The sequence below is a fragment of the Chryseobacterium sp. CCNWLW53 genome, from assembly GCF_037083525.1.
GTDB lineage: Bacteria > Bacteroidota > Bacteroidia > Flavobacteriales > Weeksellaceae > Chryseobacterium > Chryseobacterium lathyri.
The window spans coordinates 231,301-253,908 of the sequence record NZ_JBAOJR010000003.1 but is presented as its reverse complement, the minus strand read 5'-3'; the positions used below and the strand labels follow the sequence as shown (position 1 = coordinate 253,908).

Here is a 22,608-nt window from a genome sequence, read left to right as displayed (position 1 = left end):
TACCTTTTTACACCACAAAATATAAAGTCATGAAAAAGCTCCTCATCTTAATCCCTTTTTTGCTGCTTTCAGAAGCAGGCGCACAGGAACTACAGGCTGTTCCCACGGAGAAAATGAACATTATTAAGACCAACGTTACAGCTTATGCATTCAGAAATATCAACCTGTCTTATGAAAGGGCCATCAACCAGTGGTTCTCTCTCAATATAGGTTTTGGAACAATGACGCAGGGAAAAGTACCTTTCATTAATGCATTTTTGAAAGACGAGGACGAAAAAAGGTTCCAAAATCTAAGAGTCAAGGCAACCAACTTCACCATCGAACCCAGATTTTACATTGGGAAAGGCTATGGCAGAGGATTTTACTTTGCACCTTATTACCGGTATTCAGATGTTTCGTCCAATAGCTTTGACTTCTATTACGATTATGATGCTATCGACGGAAATACCTACCAGATTCCTCTCAAAGGCCAGGGAAGCACCAGCGGAAACAGCGGTGGCCTGATGGTTGGCGTACAGTTCTTCCTTACCAGAAGCCAAAACCTGGTTCTTGATTTCTGGATTGCAGGCGCCCATTATGGAAGCGGAAAAGGTGACTTCACCATGACCAGCAATTATGTGCTGACTCCTGAAATGCAGGCACAGCTTAAACAGGAAATTGAAAATCTTGATATCCCTTTTGTAGATTATACCGTAGAAACGAATGCCAATGGAGCAAAAATAAAAGTGGACGGACCATGGGCAGGCTTCAGAAGTGGATTATCGATTGGATATAGGTTTTAAAAATGATATTTACGTTATTAAACCGTTCTTAAAAGAGCGGTTTATTTTTTTTTGCAAAATTTGTATCTTGCTTTTCTTTATACTTCTTTATTATCTACAAATACATCTATGAATTCATCATCCATAACTACTGCCCAAAGAATCAAAGCTATTGTGGGCGGATCTATCGGAAACCTTGTCGAATGGTACGACTGGTATGCCTATGCTGCTTTTGCCATTTATTTTTCTCATTCATTTTTTCCGGATTCGGATCTTAATGCACAATTAATGAATACAGCGGGAATCTTTGCCGTAGGATTTTTAATGAGACCGATCGGAGGCTGGATATTCGGAAGTATTGCCGATAAGATTGGAAGAAAAAAAGCGATGACCTTTTCTGTCTTGTTGATGTCTTTCGGATCGCTTCTTATTGCCCTTACCCCAACCTATAAAACGATTGGGATTCTGGCACCTGCACTGTTGCTGCTTGCAAGATTACTGCAGGGATTAAGCGTTGGCGGAGAATATGGTGTTTCTGCAACCTACCTCAGTGAAATGGCATCAGAAAACCGGAGAGGCTTTTATTCAAGCTTTCAGTATGTAACGCTTATAGGTGGACAGCTGATTGCATTAGGCATTCAGTTGATTCTTCAGAAACTTCTTCTAACGGAGACCCAACTTGAAGAATGGGGCTGGAGAATTCCATTCGTGATCGGAGCCTTACTTTCTGTTATTGCTTTATATTTAAGAGCCAATCTTCATGAAACTGAAGCGTTTGAAAACAAGAAAGAAATCAGTGAAAAGAAAAAAGGAACAGTTACCGAGCTGCTCAAACATCCCAAAGCTTTGCTTACTGTCATAGGACTTACTTTAGGCGGAACCCTGGCTTTTTACACCTATACCACTTATATGCAGAAATTTTTGGTGAATACGGTACATCTTACCAAAGAGCAGTCTACCCTTATTTCTTTTATTTCATTATTTATATTTGCCTGCCTGCAGCCTGTTTTCGGAGCAATATCGGACAGGATCGGAAGAAGACCGCTTCTTTTAGGTTTTGGAATTCTGGGTACACTGTTTACAGTTCCACTTCTTACAGCCTTAAGCACAACCACCTCGATGTGGACTGCATTCTTCCTTATTATGGCTGCCCTAATCATTGTCAGCGGTTACACTTCAATCAATGCCGTTGTAAAAGCAGAGCTTTTCCCTTCTGAGATCAGAGCGCTGGGAGTGGGACTTCCTTATGCCCTTACGGTAGCTATTTTTGGAGGGACTGCAGAATATATAGCCCTGTGGTTTAAAAAAGCCGGAACGGAAGAATATTTCTACTGGTATATTACCGGATGTATATTATTCTCGCTGATCGTTTACGCCGGAATGAAGGACACCAAAAAAACCTCGACACTGGATAAAGATTAATAATCAGCCATAAAAAACGGGCGCCGCAGATTCTCTGCGGCGCCCGGTCTATATTTTAATGGTAAGCCTTTTTAAATTTCTCCACCATACTGTCCAGATTATGACGTTGGACATACACACTCTTCACTTCCTGGTATCTTGGTGATTTATAAAAAACCTCATGGAAATCCATACTTCCGTTTCCCACCTTCACTACTTTCTGTACGTCGATATTCAGTTTTTTCAGCTCGTCTTTAAAGACTTTAAATTCATCTTGTATATTGCTCATTTATATTTTTGGGTTTTTAATTAAAAATTAATTTTATCCTTAACACCCTTCAATTATCTGGGGCAGGCTATAAATTTGTAATAAAAATAGTGAATTTTTCAATATAATCATCAGTCAACCTCTACTTTTTTACTTAAATTAATGATTTTATATGGATTTTACATTTTTTCATGATTGTAAAATAATTTCAGCTTTTAAAATTTTCCAGAAAACACATTTGAAAAGCCTATCAATTCAGGAAAAATTACCAATTTGTCATTTGACTGATATATACATGTACGGTTTTACTCCAAATTCAAAATCACAAGCAAACGAGACAAAAGTTAATGGATTAATTTATAAATTCGAGGAAAGAAAGAAGCTACTAAAAGGGTAACGATCAAAAAACATATTAAAATGAATGATATCAACAAGGAACACTGGGAAAACGTATATGCGACTAAAAACCCGGATCAGGTAAGCTGGACCCAGAAAAAACCACAAACATCTCTTGATTTTATTCATTCTTTCGGTTTGGAAAAAAACGCCAGCATCATTGATATAGGAGGTGGAGACAGTAACCTTGTTGATTATCTTCTCGAGGAAGGCTATGAAAATATTTCCGTCCTTGATATTTCCGTCAAAGCTCTGGAAAGGGCCAGAAAAAGGTTAGGAGAAAAAGGTGATAAAATAACCTGGATCACTTCAGACATTACAGCATTTGAGCCCCGGGAAACTTATAATATCTGGCATGACAGGGCTGCTTTCCATTTTTTAACGACTCCACAGCAGGTTTCCCAATATATTAAAACAGCAGGTAAATGTGTAACCGGGTTTATAATTTTAGGGACTTTTTCGAAAGAAGGTCCTGCAAAATGCAGCGGACTGGATATTCAGCAATACGATGCCGAATCGTTGCCAGCAAAGTTTGAAGCAGATTTTGAAAAAATAAAATGCCTTACAGAAAATCATATAACACCTTTTGGTACAGTACAGAATTTTGTTTTCTGCAGTTTTAAAAAAACTTAGGATGTTGATTTTAAAGAGTCAGTCAGTAAAATGATTTCTCTTTTAAAATTTTATTATAAACAGACGTACTTGTAAGCCTGATCTATTTTTACATTTATATTAATTATTCTATTTTACTGTTTTCCTCAATGAGAATTAACAATATTTAGCCAAATATAATAGAAAATATAGTTTTTTGTTATTTATTTTATTATTTTTATTACACCACAATTTAATAATATAATATATGAAAAAACTACTATTAATCATTGTTTCGGGCTTAGCCTGTTCAAATTTTTATTCACAGAAGTTAGAATTCCAGGAGTGCGGGACTGATGAATTGATGCGAAAACATTATGAAAGACATCCGGAAGAGAAAGCTCAGGATGATGCTTTTAACCTGGAATTATCCAAGCTGATCAAAAGCGGAAAATTATCCAGCACATTAAACAAAAACCAGGTCTATGAAATTCCTGTTGTTGTTCATGTGGTAGGTGACGGAAGTGCCGTTGGGACAGTCAATAACAAATCTGATGCTGATATTATAGCATGGGTGAATTATACGAACGGAGTATTTTCCGGAAGTACGACCAGCGGAATGTCAGGTACCAGTGCTATATTGCCTGTAAAATTTGTTTTTGCCAAGGTCAATCCAAGCTGTAATCCTACCAACGGGATCAACAGAATCAATGCGTCTCATCTTCCAAAGTATGTGAGCGGAGGGGTAAATAATGATAATACAACGAATGCTGTAACCGCTTCTGAGATCACTGCTCTGGGAATGTGGGATACCAGTAAATATTACAATATATACGTTGTTAAGAAACTGGCATCCAATGCAGGGACTTTGAACGGATTTGCCTATTATCCCGGAGGCAGCAATGATTATTCTTTTATGTCTACAAGTGCCTCGGCAGTGAATGCACAGACGTTGGCCCATGAATTTGGACACGCGCTTGGCCTTCGCCACACACATGAAGGTTACAGTGAATCTACCGGAGCCTGCCCTACGAATACAGACTGTACTCTTCAGGGAGACCTGGTATGTGATACTGAACCCATGAAAAGCCTTTATCATTCGTCTGTTCCTTATACCTGCCAGACAGGACAGATTAATCCGTGTACCAGCCAGATATATGCGGGCGGTGAAAGAAATGTTATGGCTTACACATTCTGTTTCAGGAATTTATTTACCCAGGGACAGTCTGATAGGGCTACTGCACAGCTTCTGCAGTACAGACAATCGCTGATCAATTCTCCGGTAGCCTCTTCAACTACGCCTAACAACAGTTCTGTTTTAACCACAGCATGCACTCCAACCTCTATGACGAATCCCGGAAACTTTAATATCGGTGTTACTTCTGTAAAATTCGGAAACATCAATAACTACTCTACCAATTACAAACAGGCTTCCAATAATTTCTATGAAAACTTTACTGGAAATTACTGCTCTGGGATTTCAAAAACTACAATTCCGTCGAATACCGCAACGGTACTTACGGTTGCACCGGGAACCAGCAATCCACATATTATTAAAGCTTATATAGATTACAATAATGACGGACAATTTAATGAGACCACAGAACTTGTACTTAATCAAAGTGCAATAAGCAGCGGTTCTGTTGCCACTGCATCAGTAATTCCTCCTGCAGGTGCGGTCACTAATACGCCATTAAGAATGAGAGTTATCGGTGAATTTAACGGAACAGCCGTTACGGCCTGCTACACTCCAAAATATGGGCAGGTAGAGGATTATTCTGTGATCATTACACCTCAGAATTTATTGGCTGCTGAAAGTGTAAACAAATCAAGCATGACACAAATTATCAAGGATGAGGGTTTTGTACAGGTAAAAAGTGATCTTAAAATTTCCACCGTTCATATCTATGATGCTTCCGGAAGACTTTTGACCAGCAGAACAGACATAAAATCCTCTGAATTCAGATTTCCTGTCAATGTAAAAAATACCGTCATCACGGTAACAACAGTTTTGGAAAACGGGAAAGTAATCAATAAGAAATTAAAATTTTAAAGACACATTTCAAATATAAAAAAGAGAGCCCAGAGCTCTCTTTTTAAGTTTTATAAAATAAGGTTAATCTATGATTTTTGCTTTTCTTCTTCCAGTTCTACTTCATGTCTCAATTGGGCTTTGTAAAGTGTTGAGTAATATCCGTTACGGTCAAGAAGTTCCAGATGCTTTCCTTCTTCTACAATTTTACCATGCTCCATGACAATAATTTTGTCTGCCTTTTCAATGGTAGAAAGCCTGTGGGCAATAATGATAGAAGTTCTGTTCCTGGTAATTTTTTCTGTTGCTCTCTGGATCAGCTTTTCACTTTCATGGTCTATGGAAGAAGTGGCTTCATCCAGAATAAGGATTTTAGGGTCTGATAAATAAGCTCTCAGGAAGGATAAGAGCTGCCTCTGACCTAATGAAATAGAAGAACCTCTCTCACTTACCACAAAATCATATCCGCCCGGAAGCTGCTCAATAAACTGATCTACTTCAATTTCTTTTGCTCCGGCTTTTATTTTTTCTAAAGTAATGCTTTCATCTCCAAACGCAAGGTTTTCGAAAATGCTCCCGTGAAAAAGAAATACATCCTGAAGAACAACTCCGATATGACTTCTCAAGTTATAAAGCTCATAGTCTTTTACATCCACATCATCAATTATAATCTTCCCGGAATTAATATCATAAAGCCTTGTGATAAGACTGATAATGGTAGATTTTCCAGCACCGGTCGCCCCTACAATAGCAACGGTCTCTCCCGGATTTACTTTAAAATCAATTCCTTTCAATACTTCCTGTTTCTCATCATAAGCAAAATGTACATTCTCAAATTCAATTTTGCCGTCAAAATGATCCTTCTTTACGGTTCCTGTATTCGGCATGGCATAATCTTCATCCATGACACCCAATACCCTTTCTGCCCCTACAATACCTCTCTGGATATTATTGAAACGGTCTGCAATCTGCCTCAACGGGCGGATCAGCATGGAAATATACTGGATAAATGCAATAACAACTCCTGCACTGATTGTGATATAACCACCATAAAACAGGATAAATCCGATAAATAAAGAAGATATAAGCTCTACAACCGGAAAAAATAATGAGAAGATGAATACTGTTCTCAGTAAGGCACTTTTCAGGGTAATATTAATGTCATCGAATTTTTTAAATTCTGCATCCTGTCTGTTGAAGACCTGAATAATTGACATTCCAGCCAATCTTTCCTGAACAAAAGAATTCTGATTGGCCGTCCACGTTCTTTCATCCCCAAATGCTTTTTTCAGTCTTTTCTGGAAAAATCTGGTAATCATAACCATTAAAGGCAGGATTGCCAATGTGATATAGCTCAGATGCACATTGGTATTGAACATCATGATCAGAACAAATGCAATTCTGAGAATATCCCCGAAAACCATAAGAAAACCGTCCGTATACACTGTAGCAATAGTCTCTACATCACCTACAGCACGGGTTACAAGCTGACCGATAGGCGTTTTATCAAAAAATGATGTCCTGAAATAGATCAGCTTTGCATAAAGCCTTTCGCGAATATCACGGATAACATTCTGCGAAATAAAATTTGAAAAGTAAACTAAGAAAAAGTTTAAAATAGTTTCTGCAAAGACCAAACCTACCAGAATATAGATATGCTTCATCATCAAGGCATTATCCTTTAGTTTAGTGATATCATTATCGACCACCTCCATGGTAAGATAAGGTCTGTAGGTAGAAACTACGGACAGTAAGACAGAAATAATTAAAGTAAGGATGAACCAGGACCGGAATTTCATTCCTATAAAGAACAGCCTCTTAACAATTCCCCAGGTATCTTGTTTTTTCATTGTACGAGTTGAAGAAAGAATTTAAAATTCTATGCAAAAATAAGACTTTAAAATTTGACAGCCTTTAGAAGTTGATCAAATCGTCATAGAAAATTTCAGATAAAGGTTATTTACAATATGAATATATTAAGCCGGATCTTATCTTAAGTACTTCTGAAATACTTTAATAAACCCATTATAAATTCTTATCTCCAATCTTTTCAATTTCCAGAGAAGGTTTATTCACATGCTCTTTCACAAATTTCCTTTCGAGAAGCTGATAAACCCCATATACGACTGCAATTGAAATGATCCAGCTAATCATATTGATCAGGGAGAAACCTGTATAGTTCATATTATCTACAGCGTCAGGGTCTGTAAGTCCTTTATAAACCCCATAAGAAAAACCAAAGAGCAGCTGGGTTCCAAAATACACTCCAATGGCTAAAAGGCCATAATGCCATTTTGTTTTCCCGAACTTTTCAGCAAGCTGTGCATAATACCTGTAAGCTCCGATAAGAATAAAAATTGATAACATAATTTGTGTTTTATATATTTAACATTCAGAATACCCTATTTTATGAAAATAATGCAATAATTTTCACAGAATAGTTACTGATTGCTAAAATAACTTTTTTTTCAATACTGTAAAACAAAAGAACATCCGTAAAATCACTGAAATTTTGTCACTGGATTAAAATTCGTATCCTACATCTACAAGGAATAATCCATGGCCCGGAGCTGAAGTTCCGGCAGCATTACGGTTTTTATCTTCAATAATTTTACGCAGGTCTTCGGGTTTTATTTTACCACTTCCAATTTCTACCATAGTTCCCACAATGGCACGGACCATATTTCTGAGAAAACGATTAGCTGAAACCGTAAACTTAAGTTCAGTTCCTTCCTGTTCCCATTCTGCCTTATAGATTTTGCAGATATTGGTTTTATTATCGGTTTTTAATTTGGCAAAGCTTGTAAAATCCTCATATTCAAATAAAATTTTACAGGCTTCATTCATTTTATGGATATCAAGCTGCCTTTTCCAGTGCTGCCATGCCGATTCCTGGGTAAAAGGATTTTTCGCCAGGGAAATATAATATTCGTAGGTTCTGTACGTAGCATCAAAACGGGCATGAAAATCATCTTTAACCTTAAAAATCCGCTTTATAGAAATATCGGGAGGTAAGAAACTGTTTAATTTATAAGGAAGATTCATTTCATCCACAGGTTGTTCCGTATCAAAATGGGCAAATATTTTTTTAGCATGAACGCCTGTATCTGTCCTTCCGGCACCTGTCGTTTTGACTTCTTCTCTTAATATCGTGGAAAGTGCTTTTTCCAGTTCCTCCTGTACAGAAACGGCATCCGGTTGTATCTGATAACCGAAATAATTTTTTCCGTTGTAAGAAAATTCAATAAAGTATCTCAATGTAGTATAATAACTCAACAAAAATACTTTAATTTAATGAAATATTTGTTGAAAAGTCTTTGAGAATATTACTTAAAATCCTTATGAAAATTCCTATTTTTGCAGACGTATGAAAAGATGGTACCTTTATCCTTTTTCCCTCGGTTATCATTTGGTAACGGGTATCCGAAACACAATGTATGATCTGGGCGTTTTTAAGGCGACAAAATTCAAAACTCCGATAATCAATGTCGGTAATCTTTCTGTGGGCGGAAGCGGAAAATCGCCTATGGTGATGTATCTTGCCCAATACCTGTCCAAACACTACAGAACAGGGGTTCTTTCACGCGGTTATGGCAGACTGACGAAAGGCTATGAAGTGACGAATTATGAAAGCAACTATAAAATTGTAGGTGATGAAGCCATGCAGCTTTTTGAACGTTTCAAAAACCGATTCGTCATTGCTGTTTCAGAAGAACGAGTTCCCGGAGCCAAAAAGGTAATTGGAGATATGGATCTCGACGTTCTTGTTCTGGACGATGCCATGCAGCATAGAGCCATCAAAGCAGGATTCAATATCCTGATGACAGATTTTAACGATCCTTACTTTAAAGACCATCTGCTTCCGGCCGGAGATTTAAGAGAATCCAGAAACGGAGCCAAAAGAGCAGACATCATCATGGTCAGCAAATGTCCCGATGAACTTACTGAAGAAACCAAACGCTATTATATTTCAAGGATCAGACCTTCTTATAACCAAAAAGTATTCTTTTCATCCATTGGTTATGACGAAAATGTGTACGGAAAAGATAAAATGCTTCCGGATAATAACCTGAACTATTATGACATCCTTCTGATTACAGGAATTGCTAACCCCAAGCCGCTTCTGGAGCATCTGGCTAAATTTTCGCAGCGGGTTAAACATTTAAAATTCAGAGACCATCATAATTTTACGGATGACGACATCAAAAATATCACTGCAGAATATAAAAAATTAGGCGAATACAAGCTGATCCTGACCACGGAGAAAGATTATGTACGTCTGAAAACTTTTGACTATCTTAGAGACATTGTTTACTACTGGCCTATTAATGTTATCATTGATAAAAAGGAAGAATTCAACCAAATCATCTTAGATTATGTTAGAAAAAATTAAGCAGACCGCCGATTTTATCAAAAGTACAATCAAAGAAATCCCCGATTTTGCTATTGTTTTGGGATCCGGACTGGGAAAACTGCAGGATGAAGTGGAAGCCCTCCATATTTTGGAATATCCTGAGATTCCCAATTTTCCTCAGACCACTGTAGTTGGGCACGGAGGAAAATTAATTTACGGAATTCTTAATGGCAAAAAGGTTCTGATGATGAGCGGCCGTTTTCATTATTATGAAGGCCACTCCATGGAGACTGTAACTTTCCCGATAAGGGTTTTCCATCTGTTAGGTGTTAAAAACCTCATCCTCTCCAATGCCTGTGGCGGTGTAAATCCCGCTTACAAAGTTGCCGATATCGTTATTTTAAAAGACCATATCAATATGATGCCTGAACATCCGCTTCGTGGTAAAAATATTGAATCGTTCGGACCGCGTTTCGTGGATATGAGCGAACCTTATAACAAAAAAATGATCGCAGCTGCCGAAAAAGCTGCCGCCGAAAACAATATTAAAATCCACCAGGGAGTGTACGTAGCACTACAGGGACCAACTTTTGAAACTCCTGCAGAATATGGCATGATCAAAGCCATCGGTGGTGATATGGTAGGAATGAGCACTGTTCCGGAAGTAATTGTTGCCAGACATATGGGAATGGATGTTTTCTGCATTTCCGTAATTACAGACCTTGGCGGACCGGATATTGCCTTTGCCGTTTCTCACGAAGAAGTTCTGAATGCCGCCAATAAAGCCATGCCGAATGTGATCGCTGTGGTAAAAGGCGTGATCAAAGACTATCAATAGATCTTTATAGAAATTTTCAATCTCATAAATTTTTCCTAATTCATAAGAAATCAATCTCCAATTACGTTTCATTGCTTAGATTTGTATAAATGAAATTGAAAGAATGAAAAAGTTAGCATTCATTTTTATGATCGGTGTTTTCGGGTTAAGCTATGCACAGCAGCAACCGAAAGTACTTAAAACCTCTTTCTCCAAAGAAGCTTTAATACAGAAGCTGGAAGATGAGGAAGGAAAAAATATTACTATTCAGCAGATCCTTGATGAACATAAAGGAAAAGTTTTAGTGATTGATTTCTGGGCCGGATGGTGTAGAGACTGCTTAAAAGCACTTCCAAAAGCTGAAGAGCTTGAAAAAAACAATCCGAATGTAGATTTCGTATTCCTTTCCCTGGAAAGATCAAAAGAAGGTTTTGACAAAAGCCTCGACAGGTTCAATATGAAAGATAAGGATAATTACTGGTTTGCTTCAGGCTGGAAAAATGATTTTAACAATTATATTGATCTGAACTGGATCCCTAGATATATGGTCATAGACCAGAAATCGTCTATCGCGAAATATTACGCTATTTCGCCTGAAGATCCGGAAATACAGGAAACCATTAACCGTCTTTTACAATAATGATCACAAGAGAAGCCACAGAACAGGATCTGAAAGTCCTTTTTGAATTTGAACAGGGAATCGTTACCGCAGAAAGGCCATTCAACAGTACTCTTATTGATGGAGAAATTCATTATTATGATCTGCTTAAACTGATACAGGCTGAAGATGCATTTGTACTCGTAGCTGAAGAAAATGATGAAATCGTAGCATCTGGATATGCAAGGATTAAAAAACCGGATGCCAATTATTATAATTTCGACCGCTATGCTTATCTGGGCTTTATGTATGTAAAACCCGAACACAGAGGAAAAGGAGTCAACAAATTAATTCTTGATGAACTGATGAGTTGGGCAAAGTCTAAAGATATTTCAGAGGTCAGGCTCGATGTTTATTCCCAAAATGAATCCGCTGTAAAAGCCTATGAAAAAGCTGGATTCCAGTCATTACTCACTACGATGAGGATGAAAATATAATCAGAACTCAATTCAAAAATAAATGAATCCATATCTTTGCGGTATGGATTCTTCTTTTCCCACCCGTAAGATTATTCATGTCGATATGGATGCATTTTATGCTTCTGTGGAACAGCATGACAATCCCTCACTTAAAGGGAAGCCTATTGCTGTAGGAGGAGAGCACCGGGGTGTGGTTGCAGCAGCGAGTTATGAGGCAAGAAAATACGGAGTCCGTTCTGCAATGCCCAGTAAAACAGCTAAAGAAAAATGCCCTCATATTATTTTTGTGCCTCCACGCTTTGCACGTTACAAAGAAATATCACGACAGATCCGCGAAATATTCCATGAATATACCGATCTGGTAGAACCTTTGTCACTGGACGAAGCATATCTTGATGTCACTGAAAATAAAAAAGATATAGAATCTGCCAATCAGATTGCCAGAGAGATCCGCCAGAAAATATTTGAGCAAACGGGACTGACAGCTTCTGCAGGAATTTCTGTAAATAAATTTCTTGCAAAAGTAGCCTCTGACATCAATAAACCGAACGGCCAGAAAACCATTCATCCCGATAGAATTGAAGATTTTCTTGAGAAACTTCCGGTTGAAAAATTTTACGGTGTAGGTAAAGTAACCGCCAACAAAATGTTCAGCCTGGGAATTTACAAAGGAAAAGATTTAAAGAAAAAAACTCTGGAAGAATTGGTAAGGCTTTTTGGAAAATCCGGAACGTACTATTACAATGCAGTACGTGGCATTCACCATTCTGAGGTAAAGCCACACCGGATCCAGAAAAGTGTTGCCGTGGAGAGAACTTTTTTTGAGGATCTTTTTGATGACCAATCGATTAATGAAAAACTAGAACATCTAAGCCAGGAACTTCACCAGAGACTGCAAAAGAATAATATTCTGGGAAGAGCCTTAACTTTAAAGATCAAGTATAAAGATTTCTCGCTTTTTACAAGAAGCTTTACAAAAGAAGAGTATTTCACTTCTCCTGAACAGTATTTCAGCACCGGGAAAAAACTTTGGGAACTAAGGCCGTTTGATAAGCCTGTAAGATTGCTGGGGTTATCTCTCTCCCACCTCAACACCGAGGAAAAAAAACAGGTTTCTATTCAACTAAAAATTCCGTTTGAAGAATTTGAGAATTAACAGGTAAAAAATTTTCACTACCTTGTAATAACCAAATTACAGCCTATGAACCCGACAATGATTCAATTTTTCCACTGGTACTCGGAAGGGAATGGAAAATTATGGAAAGAAGCAGAAAAGCAGGCCGCATATCTGGCGAAGTTAGGAATTACTTCAGTATGGTTTCCCCCTGCCTACAAAGGAACAAACGGAGGTTATTCTGTAGGATATGATGCTTATGACCTGTATGACCTCGGAGAGTTTGACCAGAAAGGAAGCACACCAACCAAATATGGCACCAGGAATGATTATATCAAAGCTATTAAAGCTTTAAAAAAACAAAATATAGAGGTAATTGTAGATATTGTACTGGGGCATAAAGCCGGCGGGGATGAGCTGGAAAAATTTAAAGCCGTAAAGGTAGATGAAAACAACAGGGAAAAGGTTATTTCCGAAGTTATTGAGATAGAATCTTACACTAAATTCACATTTCCCGGAAGAAATAAAAAATATTCTGATTTTGAATGGAACTTCACTTGTTTCAGCGGTGTGGATTATGCCGAAGGTATGGATTCCCATATCTTTAAAATACAGTCTGAATACGGAAACGACTGGGAAGAGATGATTGACGATGAGAAAGGGAATTATGATTACCTGATGTACAACGACATCGAGCACCGGAATCCTTTTGTGCGTGAGGAGCTCAACGGCTGGGCAGAATGGTATTTCAACCTGACCGATTTTGACGGAGTAAGACTGGATGCTTTAAAACATATTTCATTTGATTTTTATAAGGAATGGCTGACCATGCTCCGCTCCAATTCCGGAAAAAACATTTTTGCAGTCGGAGAATACTGGGCCCCGGGACAGCTTAATCTTCTGCAGAAATATATTGAGGTAACAGAAGGATGCATGAGCCTTTTTGACAGCTCGCTGCAGAATAATTTCCATACTGCATCTAGTGAAGGCAGCTCCTATGATCTCCGCAGGATTTTTGACCAAACTCTTACCGAAGCAGATCCTATGCACTCTGTAAGCCTTGTGGATAATCATGACACACAGCCTCTTCAGGATCTTGAAGCTCCGGTACAATCATGGTTCAAGCCGATAGCTTATGCGTTAATTCTGCTTCGCGAGAATGGATATCCCTGTGTTTTTTATCCCGATCTTTATGGCGCCCATTACGTTGATACAGGCAGAGATGGTAATAGCCATGAGATTTTCCTGCCGAAAGTGGATGGTATAGAAGAGCTTCTGATAGCAAGAAAGGAACATGCGTACGGAACACAGAAGGATTATTTTGAAGATACCAACTGTCTGGGCTGGACACGTGAAGGTGATGATGAACATTCCGGATGTGCCGTAGTTCTCAGCAATAAAGATGACTACAGCAAACCTATGGAAATGGGAAAACAGTATGCAGGCAAAAGTTTTAAAGATTTACTTAAAAGATCTGAGGAAACGGTAATCATTGATGAAAATGGATGGGGAGATTTCCCGGTTCCTGCAGGAAATGTAAGTGTATGGGTCTCTGAGTAGGCTTTGCAATATATATAAAAGGCATACATAACCTACAGTCATGTATGCCTTATTAGTTTTACTGACAAAATGATTAGCAGTAGATATACCGGCAATTCTGTATATTAATGGCCCATTCGCAGCAATAGCCATCCTCGTTGGAGGTACAGCATACACCGTTCCGGATGATCCCTTCTCCTTTTAGATTCTTAAGTTCACTTCTGTCAAGTTTTCGTACGTTAGCAAAAAGTTTTGTTTTCATAATTAATAGATTTTTTGGTTTGGTTAGCCTAATATACTTAAAACATCATAATATACCAAATACGAATTACCAAAAGACTATCTATTTCATAAGCTAAATACTCCATTGCGCTTTCCTTCCAATTACTTAAAATTTAATTTCCTGATTTTTAAGATTTCCGGCCTTTCCGAATCGTCAGAAATATGACTGCTTCTTGCAAATTCTGCCCAGAGCGCTCTGAGTTTTTTACCATTCTCGTCAATGTACTTCCATGGAATATCTTTTACCATTTCAGAGGATTTCCAAGCCTGTTCATTTCCGAAAATCAGCGGAAGATCAATACAGTGCGGAGCCCCGATAGGGCTGTTTTCTGGTCTGGAATGAATTCTAAATAAATAAACGTTCCCCCCTGCCTTTGCATAGTTTTCCGCAAAGACCTTTGCCGGAGTCCCATAAATAAGTTCAGTCGTCTTTTCAACGGCTTTATCCAAAACCCTCAATCCAAAACCTTTCCCGAAATATTTATTTAAAGCATCGGAAGTTTTAAGGTAAAATGCGGTTTCATCATTATTCAGACCAATCAGGACATCGTACTTCCGTGCGTTTGCCTTCCATTTCTCTATAGATTCCTCTTCTTTGCATAAGGGCGGAAATCCATACTGAATACCGAAAGGCATAGCGGCCTTCAAGCCATATTTAATGACGGACGGCACATGTTTCTTGTATTCATCCATCATTTTAAAAACATCTGTTTCGTATTTCAGTCCTTCGGTTTTCTTTAGAAATTCGGCGGACATTTTTTGTCTTTTATAACGTAATCCCAATGGGGCGCTCTGAATAATCACTCTTTGAAACAGGCCCTCTACCCCTTCGGAAATCATAAGATGGGCAATAGCATCACCACCTGAAGATTGACCTAAAAGAGTAATATTTTTAGGATCTCCTCCAAATTCTGAAATGTAGGCATTGATCCATTTTAATGCTTCTATGATATCGAACAGCCCCAAATTAGGCGGCCTTTCATCACCTCCCAGAAATCCGAAAAGCCCGAGTCTGTAGGAAACGGTAACAACAATAATCTGCTGTTCCCGCACCCAGTCACTGGGGTCAGAGGTAGGAAGATCACCACATCCGATTTCATGGGAACCTCCATGGATCCAGACTACAACAGGAAGCTTTTCACTATCTGTAATGCTGCCGGGACGGAAGACTGAAAGATACTGTGTAGATTCATCAGGAGCAAAGTTTTCAATATGAGTAGGGCCAATCATTTTTTCTACTAACGGACTAATGGCCTGCGGACAAACGGGAGTCTTATCCGGGAAAATAATTTCTGAAGGTGAAGGCTGCTCTGCAACAGGTTTTTGAAATCTTTCAGAACGGGCATACCGGATGCTTCTGGCTCTGATAACACCGTTGTTCTTTAATGCAATAACTTTCCCGAAAGAAGTCTGAAAAATGTGGGTTGTGGTCTGCTCAACGGTCATTTTAAAAACTTTGAAAAATTTTATCCTATTAAAATTAATTCAGTTTTTTGAAATGAGAAAACTTTCAATTGATTTTAACGTTAAAAAACGCCGACTTATACAGTTAATCTATAAAGTAATTTAAAAAGGGCACTAATTTTAAACACTAATTTCCACAAACAATTCAAAGTAAAAAATTGTAATGAAGTATTAGTGTTACTTGCGTTTAAAATGATCAGTTCAATGTTTTGTATTCACTGGGAGAAACACCAACTTTAGCTTTGAATAATCTTGTAAAATGCTGTGGATATTTAAATCCAAGATCATAAGAAATCTCACTGATTGATTTTGATGGATTCAGTATCTGTTCTTTGGCTACCTCGATCAGCTTATTATGGATAAATTCCTGCGCGGAAACCCCCAATTCTTTTTTGATCAGGTCACCGAAGTAATTAGCAGATAGGTTCAGCTTTTCTGCAAAGTAATTAACCATCGGGAAGCCAATATTTTTAGGATTATCCGATTTAAAATAATCATCCACCAGATTTTCAAATTTCCCGATAACGCCCTGATTGACATGGTCTCTTGTGATAAACTGACGATCATAGAACCGCATACAGTAATTTAAAAACAACTCAATATTGTTGACGATTAACGATTTGCTGTGCTTATCGATAGACTGTTCGAGCTCAAGTTTTATATTTTTAAAACATTCAAGAACAATTTCCCTTTCTTTTTCTGAAAGATGCAGAGCTTCGTGCACGTCATAGGAAAAGAAGCTATAATCTGTAATATTCTTGCCAAGATTGGTTCCTTTGATAAGGTCCGGGTGAAACAGCAATGCATATCCGCCCGGCTGTATAGATTTTCCGTCGTTAGTAACTCCGCTCACCTGCCCCGGAGCAATAAAAACCAGCGTACCTTCCTGATAGTCGTAGCTGTGCTTTCCGTAATGCATATCGCCACAGATTACATCTTTCAGAAAAACGGTGTAAAAAGTATAGGTTCTTTTGTACTGGCATATAGGATCGGATTTTGCAAAATCTACCACACTTACCAGCGGATGCAGCGTTTCATGATTTACCATTTTATTGTAATCTGAAATACTGTTTACTTTTTCAACTTCCTGATCTTCCATTGACTATCTTTTTTAAGCTTATTCAAAATTACCACTTTCCTGCGGACCTTTTTATGGTGTCTGTAAAATTGGTAAGTATTCCGGTAATCTGTATAAGTTATGTTTACTTAAAAGTGTCGACTTTTGTACTGTTATGGAAACATTTAATACAAATATCTTCCCGAAAGGAGAAAAAGCGCCGGAAGCTTATTTTTCTGGAGGAACCGCATGGGTCCAGATTTTAAAACCTAATGCAGATGATCTGAACTGCCAGATCGGAAATGTTATTTTTGAACCCGGATGCAGAAATAACTGGCATTCTCACGGTGGTGGCCAGATTTTAATTGTAACTTCAGGAACAGGTTTTTATCAGGAAAAAGGAAAGCCTTCACAGGTTTTACATCCTGGAGATGTAGTCAATATTCTCCCTGGTATTATCCACTGGCATGGTGCGTCTGCAGACAGTGAATTCACGCATATTGCCATCAATCCCAATACTCAAAACGGTATTGTGGAGTGGCTGGAACCTGTAAGTGATGACGAATACAATAATTTATAACTGAACTTAATATAACTTAAATTAAATAAACCAATGAGTACAATCACAGTAAAAGCCTATGGGGCCGAGTCTACTACGGCAGACCTGAAAGAAATGACTATTGAGAGAAGGGAAACAACACCTAAAGATGTAGAGATTGAAATCCTATACTGCGGGGTTTGTCATTCTGATCTTCATACGGCAAGAAACGACTGGGGCGGATCTTTGTATCCTGTAGTTCCGGGACATGAAATTGTCGGAAGAATTACTAATGTGGGAAGTGAAGTTTCTAAATTTAAAGTAGGCGACCTGGCTGCTGTGGGATGCATGGTAGATTCATGTGGACACTGCAACAGCTGTAAAGAAGATCTGGAGCAATACTGCTTAAATGGATTCACAGGAACCTATAACGGAAAAGACAAACATTTGGGGGGCCATACTTTTGGCGGATATTCTCAGAAAGTAGTGGTAGACGAACATTTTGTTTTAAGCGTACCTGAAAATTTGGACCTGGCTGCCGTAGCACCCCTTTTATGTGCAGGTATTACCACCTGGTCTCCATTGAGACACTGGAATGTTGGACCGAACTCTAAAGTGGCGGTTGTTGGATTAGGCGGACTAGGACATATGGCCATTAAATTAGCAAAAGGATTAGGTGCAGAAGTGACTTTATTCTCAAGAACTCCGGGAAAAACGGATGATGCCAAGCAGCTGGGAGCTGATCATGTTGTAATTTCTACTGATGATTCGCAGATGGATACGGTAAAAGGAAAGTTTGATCTGATCATCGATACGGTTCCTTATGAGCACGATATCAATCCTTATATGCAAACGCTTACTCTGAACGGGACTTTGGTTCTTGTAGGATTTGTAGGTGAATTTCAGGAAACTGAAGTGAGTACAAGACCTATGATCTTCCAACGCCGTTCTGTTGCAGGTTCATTAATCGGTGGTATAGCTGAAACTCAGGAATTACTGGATTTCTGTGGAAAACATAATATTGTATCAGATATTGAGCTGATCAAAATTCAGGATATCAATCAGGCATATGAAAGAATGATCAAAAGTGATGTGAAATACCGTTTCGTTATTGATATGAAGTCTTTGTCATAATTTCAAGATTCAAAATAAAAAAAGACTCTTCACTGAAGGGTCTTTTTTATTGATGTTTAATATGCTTTTTTCATATCCTGAAAAGCCCAGTCTGCCATTGCATCGATAACAGGAGCCAGCTTGAGGCCTGCTTTACTGAGTTCATATGTGACATGCGGAGGAACCACAGGCTTTGCTGTTCTGATAACCAGTCCATCAGCTTCTAATTGCTTCAGATGCTGAATCAGCATTTTTTCTGTCACCTCAGGAATGGCCCTTTTTAATTCGCTGTATCTCTTCTCTCCCGTTGAAAGATTGAATAGAATAATAGGTTTCCAAAAACCGCCTATCTTTTCCATTACATACATTACAGGGCACTGTTCCAAGATATTTTTCCTGTTCTGCTGGATGGTAGAACTTTCTTTAATTGCTGTCATGATACATACTTTAGGGTAAGTACTTGTATAAAAGTAAGTACAAATATAACTTTGTATAAAGAAATAAACAACATTTAATATGAAAATTATTGTAACAGGTTCTTTAGGGAACACCGCAAAACCGTTAGCACAGCAATTAATTGCAGAAGGACACGACGTTACTGTAATCAGTAGCAGCGAAGCAAAGAAAAGTGAAATTGAATCTTTAGGAGCGAAAGCTGCCATCGGTTCTATTACTGATGTCAATTTTTTAGTTAAAACATTTGAAGGTGCTGATGCCGTATTTGCAATGACTCCCCCGATTATAGGTGAGACGAATATTGTCGAAAATACAGTGAATGCAGGAAAAAATTATGCTGAAGCCATTGCCAGAACAGGAGTAAAAAGACTTGTCATGCTAAGCAGCGTGGGAGCTGATTCTCCGGTTGAAAATGGTCCCATTAAAGGACTTCACCATATTGAAAAACTATACAACGAGCTGGAAAATACTTCTGTTACTTTGCTAAGAGCAGGTTATTTCTACATTAATTTCTTCAATGATATTCCATTGATTAAAAATGCAGGGATTATCGGCGGAAATTATCCTGGAAATATAGATATTCCATTGGTGCATCCCACTGATATTGCTAAGGCTGCAGCTGAAGAACTGGTAAAAAATACAGCAGGCAAAAATATCCGTTATGTGGTAAGCGATTCGCGACCGCCTGCAGATTTTGCAAAGGTTTTAGGAGCCGCTGTTGGGAATACGGAATTACCCTGGGTAGAATTTACAGATGAGCAGTCTTTTGAAGGAATGGTGCAGGCAGGTCTTCCAAAGGAAATGGCTGAGCTTTATGTTGAAATGGGAAAAGGAATGAGAACCGGTGTTGTTCAGAAGGATTTTACTGAACAGGGATCTCCGGTTAATGGCTCAGTAAAACTTGAGGATTTTGCCCGTGAATTTGCTGATCAATTTTAAGTTTGATTTTTTCTGAGACTAAAAAAATATGTAAACAGTTTCGGCGCACCTGCGGTGCGCCGAAACTGTTATTTTAAATCAAATCCTGAATGATTTGTATAGTAAAGCTCAACTTATTTCTTCTCCTTCAGAGTTTTCTTTAAAACCTTCAGTTTCCCATCAATAGGCTGATCTGTTTTCAATCCTAAGATTTCAGTGACTAAAGGATAAACATTAATATTGGCAAATTCATTGATTACCAGATTATTTTTAAATTCAGGTCCCCAGGCATAGAATGTTGCCTTCATTTCAGGGACAACTTTCGGATTATAGCCGTGCTTTCCTACGGATGTTTTCTTTCCTTTTTCTAAGAATATTTTTGGAGCTTTTGGAATCAGAAGAATCTGTCCTATCCTGTCATATCTGTCATCTTTGGTCGAAAAGTGAAGATATTTGGGCAGTTTTTTGTCCAGATATACTTCATAATCATCTGTTTTGTTTGCTTTAAGTTCTTTATAAACGACTTTAACCTCATCAGGATTTTTGACATATACTCTAAGTAAGGTCTGGGAATTGTAAAAATCGAATCTGTTTTTATCAAGAAGCATAACCGGAATTTCCAATGGAGCTCCGCCATCCACTTTTATCATTCCATGATCGGAAACAAAAATAAAGTTGACATTATTAAGTCCAAGGTTATTAACTTTCTGAACAAGCTCACCAATTGCACCGTCAATTAAATGAACAGCATTTTCTGTTTCCTGGCTATCCGGTCCGTAATGATGGCCGCTTCCGTCAACTTCCGGGAAATACAGAGATATAAAATGTGGTCTTTTCTCTTCAGGAAGCTTCAGCCAGTTCACGACCTTATCTACTTTTTCGGAAGGCTTAAATTTTTCATGATATGGATAATAATAGGAAGGTCTCATTCCTCCTGCATCGCTTGCAGAGCCAACCCACATAAGGGATGCAGAAACCATTCCCTGCTTTTCAGCCAATGCCCAAAGCGGGGTTCCTCCATACCAGCTTCCGTCTTCAGCATTCTTCTTATTGCTCATTGCATAGGGCTCTTTTCTTTTGTAATCATAAAAGAAATTATCGATCAGCCCATGATGGGAAGGGTAAAGTCCTGTGATCAGGCTCCAGTGATTGGGAAACGTAATGCTTGGATAGCTTGGGATCATTGCATCGGCCTGGACCCCATTAGCGGCTAGCTTCAGAAGATTTTCGGCATTATATTTTTTAGCGTAATCATACCTAAAACCATCGGCAGAGATCATGATCACATAAGGTTTTGTCCGGGCTTCAGCACTGTTGGTACGGCCGGAAATAACTACCTGGGCCGTATCCATATGTGTTTCCTGAGCACAAATAGCTAAAGAAAAAAACAGTAACAAAATTTGTATTCCTCGCTTCATTATTAAAATTTTCGGCAAAGTTACGGTCTATACTGCTCCCGGAAAAGTTTATAAGATTAAAAGTATATTAAAACAGATTAAAATTTTAAATATCCCTCTTCATTTCAAACTGGGACACCCAATTTTTAAGTCCGGCTGCATGTAGAAAAGCAGAAGTATTTGCAGAAGTATCATCTACATTGTTTACAGAGATGGCCTGTCCTCCATTCATCTTCTCTATTGTACTCAAAAGCTTTGTGCCGATCCCCTGTCTTCTTGAATATTGATCAACAGCAATCTGATAAACTTTCTTAACGGCAGGATTGTAAATGACATATCCTTTAAGCTGCTCATCTTTATACGCTCCTAAAATTGTACAGCTTTGACGAATATTCTCAAGTACTTTTATTGAGCTTTGCCATGACGGCTGTATATCCCAGAAAGACTGTAAGTTTTCCCACTGTAAGTTTTCAATCTCTTTTATCGAAATATTGATATCCTTTTCTTCAAGATTAATAATTCCGTTAAAACACAACAGCTTCCGTACGATTTTGAAGCCTAAATTTTCGTACGCTCTGATAGCAGAATTATTACCTTCGATTACTTCCAGGGTTAGCACATCGGTTTTTATTTCTTTGAGTGTGGGAATAATATAATCATACATTTTTCTTACCAACCCCTGGCCTCTGTATTCAGGGATGATGCCGGTTCCTCCATTATATGCTATGTGCTTTCCATTTTCCTTTTTTTCAGCATTAAGGATAAATCCTACCAGCCTTCCTGATTCAAATGTTCCTACAGACAGATTCATATCAATTTTATCCGCTATAATTTTCAATTCAAGCTGTTCTAATGACAGGTGAAAGGGAACAATATAATCTGAAAAGGATTTGTTAAAAACAGATAAAAGCTCATCTGTCGTCATATTCTTTAAATTTCTGATCTCCATAGCTTATTTTTTATCCGAAAACCATCAAAGGTATAAAAACGTTCAGTTCTATATAGAAATAAGGCATACAATTTTTAATGCAGG

23 protein-coding genes are annotated in these 22,608 nt (G+C 38.2%); 13 read left to right on the top strand and 10 right to left on the bottom strand.

Annotation, left to right across the window (positions count from 1 at the left end; translation table 11 throughout):
- The first annotated feature begins 29 nt into the window (after nt 1-29).
- Together V6R96_RS10185 and V6R96_RS10180 are read left to right on the top strand one after the other, a co-directional pair.
- Nucleotides 30-782: a DUF3575 domain-containing protein gene (locus V6R96_RS10185; protein ID WP_111955301.1), complete on the top strand. Its 753-nt coding sequence runs from the start codon at nt 30-32 to the stop codon at nt 780-782.
- Nucleotides 783-890: 108 nt separating this feature from the next.
- Entirely contained in the window at nt 891-2,183 is a 1,293-nt protein-coding gene (locus V6R96_RS10180; RefSeq protein ID WP_336379021.1) for an MFS transporter, read from the top strand.
- Nucleotides 2,184-2,238: 55 nt separating this feature from the next.
- On the opposite strand, the gene V6R96_RS10175 is transcribed toward V6R96_RS10180, so the two are convergent.
- Nucleotides 2,239-2,451 (bottom strand): hypothetical protein, encoded by a 213-nt coding sequence (locus V6R96_RS10175; protein ID WP_034702111.1) that lies wholly within the window; start codon nt 2,449-2,451, stop codon nt 2,239-2,241.
- Nucleotides 2,452-2,847: 396 nt separating this feature from the next.
- On the opposite strand from V6R96_RS10175, the gene V6R96_RS10170 reads away from it, so the two are divergent.
- Both V6R96_RS10170 and V6R96_RS10165 read left to right on the top strand, forming a co-directional pair.
- Nucleotides 2,848-3,459, top strand: coding sequence for a class I SAM-dependent methyltransferase (locus V6R96_RS10170; RefSeq protein ID WP_336379022.1), 612 nt, complete (start codon nt 2,848-2,850; stop codon nt 3,457-3,459).
- 226 nt (nt 3,460-3,685) lie between these two features.
- Nucleotides 3,686-5,470 (top strand): M43 family zinc metalloprotease, encoded by a 1,785-nt coding sequence (locus V6R96_RS10165; protein ID WP_336379023.1) that lies wholly within the window; start codon nt 3,686-3,688, stop codon nt 5,468-5,470.
- 68 nt (nt 5,471-5,538) lie between these two features.
- Here V6R96_RS10165 and V6R96_RS10160 read toward each other — a convergent pair whose 3' ends face one another.
- The 3 genes from V6R96_RS10160 to truA form a co-directional block, all read right to left on the bottom strand.
- Entirely contained in the window at nt 5,539-7,299 is a 1,761-nt protein-coding gene (locus V6R96_RS10160; RefSeq protein WP_336379024.1) for an ABC transporter ATP-binding protein, read from the bottom strand.
- 175 nt (nt 7,300-7,474) lie between these two features.
- Nucleotides 7,475-7,816 carry a hypothetical protein gene (locus V6R96_RS10155; protein ID WP_111955309.1) on the bottom strand — a complete coding sequence of 114 codons (342 nt, stop codon included), beginning with the start codon at nt 7,814-7,816 and terminating at the stop codon, nt 7,475-7,477.
- 156 nt (nt 7,817-7,972) lie between these two features.
- Nucleotides 7,973-8,728 (bottom strand): tRNA pseudouridine(38-40) synthase TruA, encoded by a 756-nt coding sequence (gene truA / locus V6R96_RS10150; RefSeq protein ID WP_223560294.1) that lies wholly within the window; start codon nt 8,726-8,728, stop codon nt 7,973-7,975.
- Nucleotides 8,729-8,816: 88 nt separating this feature from the next.
- Here truA and lpxK point away from each other — a divergent pair, with 88 nt between their 5' ends.
- From lpxK to V6R96_RS10120, 6 genes are all read left to right on the top strand, one after another.
- Nucleotides 8,817-9,842, top strand: a complete 1,026-nt coding sequence (gene lpxK / locus V6R96_RS10145; protein WP_223560295.1) for a tetraacyldisaccharide 4'-kinase — start codon at nt 8,817-8,819, stop codon at nt 9,840-9,842.
- Complete coding sequence (locus V6R96_RS10140; RefSeq protein ID WP_336379025.1) at nt 9,826-10,641, top strand: purine-nucleoside phosphorylase; 816 nt, start codon at nt 9,826-9,828, stop codon at nt 10,639-10,641. The genes lpxK and V6R96_RS10140 overlap by 17 nt, the downstream gene beginning before the upstream one ends.
- Before the next feature lie 103 nt (nt 10,642-10,744).
- Nucleotides 10,745-11,260 carry a thioredoxin family protein gene (locus tag V6R96_RS10135; RefSeq protein ID WP_223560297.1) on the top strand — a complete coding sequence of 172 codons (516 nt, stop codon included), beginning with the start codon at nt 10,745-10,747 and terminating at the stop codon, nt 11,258-11,260.
- Complete coding sequence (locus tag V6R96_RS10130) at nt 11,260-11,715, top strand: GNAT family N-acetyltransferase (RefSeq protein ID WP_111955321.1); 456 nt, start codon at nt 11,260-11,262, stop codon at nt 11,713-11,715. Before V6R96_RS10135 ends, V6R96_RS10130 begins: the two co-directional genes overlap by 1 nt.
- 43 nt (nt 11,716-11,758) lie before the next feature.
- On the top strand, nt 11,759-12,853 hold the full coding sequence (gene dinB / locus V6R96_RS10125; protein WP_111955323.1) for a DNA polymerase IV: 1,095 nt from the start codon (nt 11,759-11,761) through the stop codon (nt 12,851-12,853).
- Between the two features lie 45 nt (nt 12,854-12,898).
- Nucleotides 12,899-14,371 (top strand): alpha-amylase, encoded by a 1,473-nt coding sequence (locus V6R96_RS10120; RefSeq protein ID WP_336379026.1) that lies wholly within the window; start codon nt 12,899-12,901, stop codon nt 14,369-14,371.
- Between the two features lie 73 nt (nt 14,372-14,444).
- Here V6R96_RS10120 and V6R96_RS10115 read toward each other — a convergent pair whose 3' ends face one another.
- The 3 genes from V6R96_RS10115 to V6R96_RS10105 all read right to left on the bottom strand — a co-directional run bounded on the left by V6R96_RS10115 (nt 14,445) and on the right by V6R96_RS10105 (nt 17,195).
- Complete coding sequence (locus V6R96_RS10115; RefSeq protein ID WP_223560299.1) at nt 14,445-14,612, bottom strand: hypothetical protein; 168 nt, start codon at nt 14,610-14,612, stop codon at nt 14,445-14,447.
- A gap of 122 nt (nt 14,613-14,734) precedes the next feature.
- Entirely contained in the window at nt 14,735-16,078 is a 1,344-nt protein-coding gene (locus V6R96_RS10110) for a carboxylesterase family protein (protein WP_336379027.1), read from the bottom strand.
- Between the two features lie 214 nt (nt 16,079-16,292).
- A complete protein-coding gene (locus V6R96_RS10105; protein ID WP_223560301.1) occupies nt 16,293-17,195 on the bottom strand; it encodes an AraC family transcriptional regulator in 903 nt (300 codons plus the stop codon).
- A 133-nt stretch (nt 17,196-17,328) separates the two neighbouring features.
- Between V6R96_RS10105 and V6R96_RS10100 the strand changes: the two genes are divergently transcribed.
- Together V6R96_RS10100 and V6R96_RS10095 are read left to right on the top strand one after the other, a co-directional pair.
- A complete protein-coding gene (locus tag V6R96_RS10100) occupies nt 17,329-17,733 on the top strand; it encodes a cupin domain-containing protein (RefSeq protein WP_336379028.1) in 405 nt (134 codons plus the stop codon).
- A gap of 33 nt (nt 17,734-17,766) precedes the next feature.
- Nucleotides 17,767-18,825: an NAD(P)-dependent alcohol dehydrogenase gene (locus V6R96_RS10095; RefSeq protein ID WP_223560303.1), complete on the top strand. Its 1,059-nt coding sequence runs from the start codon at nt 17,767-17,769 to the stop codon at nt 18,823-18,825.
- Nucleotides 18,826-18,881: 56 nt separating this feature from the next.
- Here V6R96_RS10095 and V6R96_RS10090 read toward each other — a convergent pair whose 3' ends face one another.
- Nucleotides 18,882-19,241: a helix-turn-helix domain-containing protein gene (locus V6R96_RS10090; protein ID WP_336379029.1), complete on the bottom strand. Its 360-nt coding sequence runs from the start codon at nt 19,239-19,241 to the stop codon at nt 18,882-18,884.
- A gap of 79 nt (nt 19,242-19,320) precedes the next feature.
- Here V6R96_RS10090 and V6R96_RS10085 point away from each other — a divergent pair, with 79 nt between their 5' ends.
- Entirely contained in the window at nt 19,321-20,199 is an 879-nt protein-coding gene (locus V6R96_RS10085) for an NAD(P)H-binding protein (protein ID WP_111955337.1), read from the top strand.
- Nucleotides 20,200-20,312: 113 nt separating this feature from the next.
- On the opposite strand, the gene V6R96_RS10080 is transcribed toward V6R96_RS10085, so the two are convergent.
- Both V6R96_RS10080 and V6R96_RS10075 read right to left on the bottom strand, forming a co-directional pair.
- Nucleotides 20,313-21,596 carry an ectonucleotide pyrophosphatase/phosphodiesterase gene (locus V6R96_RS10080; RefSeq protein ID WP_336379030.1) on the bottom strand — a complete coding sequence of 428 codons (1,284 nt, stop codon included), beginning with the start codon at nt 21,594-21,596 and terminating at the stop codon, nt 20,313-20,315.
- An 85-nt stretch (nt 21,597-21,681) separates the two neighbouring features.
- A complete protein-coding gene (locus tag V6R96_RS10075) occupies nt 21,682-22,524 on the bottom strand; it encodes a GNAT family N-acetyltransferase (protein ID WP_336379031.1) in 843 nt (280 codons plus the stop codon).
- Nucleotides 22,525-22,608: the final 84 nt, after the last annotated feature.

What these genes read in the sequence shown, in the direction of transcription:
- V6R96_RS10090 (WP_336379029.1), bottom strand. Translation starts at nt 19,241, where the DNA reads ATGACAGCAATTAAAGAAAGTTCTACCATCCAGCAGAACAGGAAAAAT.
- V6R96_RS10170 (WP_336379022.1), top strand. Translation starts at nt 2,848, where the DNA reads ATGAATGATATCAACAAGGAACACTGGGAAAACGTATATGCGACTAAA.
- V6R96_RS10075 (WP_336379031.1), bottom strand. Translation starts at nt 22,524, where the DNA reads ATGGAGATCAGAAATTTAAAGAATATGACGACAGATGAGCTTTTATCT.
- V6R96_RS10115 (WP_223560299.1), bottom strand. Translation starts at nt 14,612, where the DNA reads ATGAAAACAAAACTTTTTGCTAACGTACGAAAACTTGACAGAAGTGAA.
- V6R96_RS10165 (WP_336379023.1), top strand. Translation starts at nt 3,686, where the DNA reads ATGAAAAAACTACTATTAATCATTGTTTCGGGCTTAGCCTGTTCAAAT.
- V6R96_RS10130 (WP_111955321.1), top strand. Translation starts at nt 11,260, where the DNA reads ATGATCACAAGAGAAGCCACAGAACAGGATCTGAAAGTCCTTTTTGAA.
- V6R96_RS10175 (WP_034702111.1), bottom strand. Translation starts at nt 2,451, where the DNA reads ATGAGCAATATACAAGATGAATTTAAAGTCTTTAAAGACGAGCTGAAA.
- V6R96_RS10120 (WP_336379026.1), top strand. Translation starts at nt 12,899, where the DNA reads ATGAACCCGACAATGATTCAATTTTTCCACTGGTACTCGGAAGGGAAT.
- V6R96_RS10085 (WP_111955337.1), top strand. Translation starts at nt 19,321, where the DNA reads ATGAAAATTATTGTAACAGGTTCTTTAGGGAACACCGCAAAACCGTTA.
- V6R96_RS10160 (WP_336379024.1), bottom strand. Translation starts at nt 7,299, where the DNA reads ATGAAAAAACAAGATACCTGGGGAATTGTTAAGAGGCTGTTCTTTATA.
- V6R96_RS10135 (WP_223560297.1), top strand. Translation starts at nt 10,745, where the DNA reads ATGAAAAAGTTAGCATTCATTTTTATGATCGGTGTTTTCGGGTTAAGC.
- lpxK (WP_223560295.1), top strand. Translation starts at nt 8,817, where the DNA reads ATGAAAAGATGGTACCTTTATCCTTTTTCCCTCGGTTATCATTTGGTA.
- V6R96_RS10080 (WP_336379030.1), bottom strand. Translation starts at nt 21,596, where the DNA reads ATGAAGCGAGGAATACAAATTTTGTTACTGTTTTTTTCTTTAGCTATT.
- V6R96_RS10110 (WP_336379027.1), bottom strand. Translation starts at nt 16,078, where the DNA reads ATGACCGTTGAGCAGACCACAACCCACATTTTTCAGACTTCTTTCGGG.
- V6R96_RS10185 (WP_111955301.1), top strand. Translation starts at nt 30, where the DNA reads ATGAAAAAGCTCCTCATCTTAATCCCTTTTTTGCTGCTTTCAGAAGCA.
- V6R96_RS10155 (WP_111955309.1), bottom strand. Translation starts at nt 7,816, where the DNA reads ATGTTATCAATTTTTATTCTTATCGGAGCTTACAGGTATTATGCACAG.
- V6R96_RS10105 (WP_223560301.1), bottom strand. Translation starts at nt 17,195, where the DNA reads ATGGAAGATCAGGAAGTTGAAAAAGTAAACAGTATTTCAGATTACAAT.
- dinB (WP_111955323.1), top strand. Translation starts at nt 11,759, where the DNA reads ATGGATTCTTCTTTTCCCACCCGTAAGATTATTCATGTCGATATGGAT.
- V6R96_RS10140 (WP_336379025.1), top strand. Translation starts at nt 9,826, where the DNA reads ATGTTAGAAAAAATTAAGCAGACCGCCGATTTTATCAAAAGTACAATC.
- V6R96_RS10100 (WP_336379028.1), top strand. Translation starts at nt 17,329, where the DNA reads ATGGAAACATTTAATACAAATATCTTCCCGAAAGGAGAAAAAGCGCCG.
- V6R96_RS10095 (WP_223560303.1), top strand. Translation starts at nt 17,767, where the DNA reads ATGAGTACAATCACAGTAAAAGCCTATGGGGCCGAGTCTACTACGGCA.
- V6R96_RS10180 (WP_336379021.1), top strand. Translation starts at nt 891, where the DNA reads ATGAATTCATCATCCATAACTACTGCCCAAAGAATCAAAGCTATTGTG.